The sequence below is a fragment of the Pseudoruegeria sp. SK021 genome, from assembly GCF_002119405.1.
GTDB lineage: Bacteria > Pseudomonadota > Alphaproteobacteria > Rhodobacterales > Rhodobacteraceae > Meridianimarinicoccus.
In genome coordinates, this window is record NZ_MTBG01000090.1 from 1 (window position 1) to 1,983 (window position 1,983).

Consider the following 1,983-nt stretch of genomic DNA (forward strand, 5'->3'; position numbering starts at 1 on the left):
CGGATGGCTTCCAGTGCCACCTTTGCCTTGAACTCCGCAGAATAGCGCTTTCGTTTTGTCATCTCAGGTCGGTCCTTCGTCAGTCGCTAAAGCTTAGCAACTGGTCCGAATTCTTGCGACCACCTCTGCGATGATCAGCACGACCGCATTGGCAGCTTGTGTGCAGTGGTCGTGGACTAGCCGCAGTGAGAAGGTGGTCAGCATGTCGGTACTGGGCCCGGCGCGCATGACAAATAGGCTGAGCCCCTAAGGGGCGCTCTTATTCTGAACTCGGGGTGCTCGGGCGGCGAGGGGCAAGGCTGGCGAAATTGACAAGTTTTATATCCTCGGCCAGCAGAAAATCCTGAAGTTGAGGTCGCACAAGTTCGAGAAGGTCGTGTAGGCGACATTGCGTCCAGCGCGACGATGCCATGAGCTGCGAGTCGATGAAGCCGGGGTGAGTGACAAGTTCGCAAACCGCTAAATCGGGTATCACGGCATTCAATGTTCCAAGGCTTTCCGAGAGCGAGTGCCAAGAATGAAAGCCGCCGGTCCATTCTGAGAGCGTGTGATCGGGCGTGGACACCCCCAAATCCTTGGCATTTTGCGCAAACTCGGCGTCGTAGCCACGCGCAGGAAGCCCGTATTCCCTTGCAAGATCGAAATAGATCGTTCTGAACGCGGCAAGGCGGTGTAGCCCCTGATGGCTGTCCAGATGAGACGGCGTGAGCCTTGCCTCCAGCGCAGCATCAATCTGGGCACGCCACTCTGCCTTGGCAAGTGCGGGGGCAATGCTACGGGCGCGCGCCAGATCCGGAAACGCATTTCCCCAAGTTCTCGCCAGTTCTGGTGTGAGTGGGGCTCCCGATGTGAGTTGCAGGTGAATGCCGCAGGGAACGTCTATGTCTGACACCCTCTGCGCTGCGTCGCCGATGCTGGGATAAGCGGCGGCAACCATGAAACTCGTATTCGAAACGATCCCATGTCGGGCCGCGAGAGCGATACCGCGATCAACGGCATGGGACATCCCTGCATCATCGGCGGTTACGATCAACCGCATCGGCGATCGGCCGAGTGGAGACCGGCCAGCAAGGCCGAAGGCGCCTCAGCGGGGATCGAGACACCGGGGCGAAAGACGCCGGTCAACGACCTGTCGCCAATGATTTGGCCCTGCGTTGCAGTGCTTTGGACGGCGTCAGGAGAATTGCGCGCGACGACATTAATAGCAAATCCTTCCTGCTCTCGGCACGTCTCGCCCGGATTATCCAATGGCAAATCTGCGGTACCAAGGGATCGGCGCCGTCGTGCCGTCCTTGATACAGTCGCCGCATGCACCCATCAGAACCACTTCACATTGGCGACCCGGCAGGGACGTGCGGCGGGGATCGCATGCTCTTAGTATTCTGACTTGGCCGCCCGTGTCGATCCGCCGGGTTCGTAATCGGCTGCTTCCCTGATCGATCGCGATGAAATCCATGCTCTGCCGTCGTCCGCTCAAAGCCATTGTAGGGCATTGGAGCCTAAATGAAGCGTAATTTTGTTTCAATTATGAAGAGGGTGATTTCTTTTAATAATATGGATTATGGAAATTATGCCGTTCCCAATCGGCATAAAGGCATCTGACCGACCGCGCCACGACGCGAACTGGTTCAGAGACGCGTCGGAAGACAAGGAATACAGCCCTGCTTTAAGGACCGGCCCCAGCGGTCGAGATTTCAGCCTCTTGTTCCTTGATCATCCCGATAATCTGCGCCTCTATAAAACTGAACCGCGCCGGGTTTGCCGGAGGCTGAATTGTCTTAGTTACGCGGCCATATCTGATCTTTCCATAGCAGCATAGAAGTTTGCTTCTGCCTCAGCGGGCGGGATATTCCCGATAGGTTCCAGCAGGCGGCGATTGTTGAACCAGTCGACCCATTCGAGGGTGGCATATTCGACGGCTTCAAAGCTGCGCCAGGGGCCACGGCGATGAATGACCTCAGCTTTGAATAGGCCGTTTATCGT

General features: G+C 56.9%; 2 protein-coding genes. Both read right to left on the bottom strand.

Going from position 1 to position 1,983, the window contains the following annotated elements:
- Window positions 1–259 precede the first annotated feature (259 nt).
- The gene (locus tag BV911_RS18660) at window positions 260–1,039 is read right to left on the bottom strand and encodes a carbohydrate deacetylase (RefSeq protein WP_086055034.1); all 780 of its coding nucleotides are present in this window, start codon (window positions 1,037–1,039) and stop codon (window positions 260–262) included.
- A 743-nt stretch (window positions 1,040–1,782) separates the two neighbouring features.
- Window positions 1,783–1,983 (bottom strand): IS3 family transposase (locus tag BV911_RS18665; RefSeq protein ID WP_139840022.1); only part of this gene is annotated, 201 nt, incomplete at its 5' end.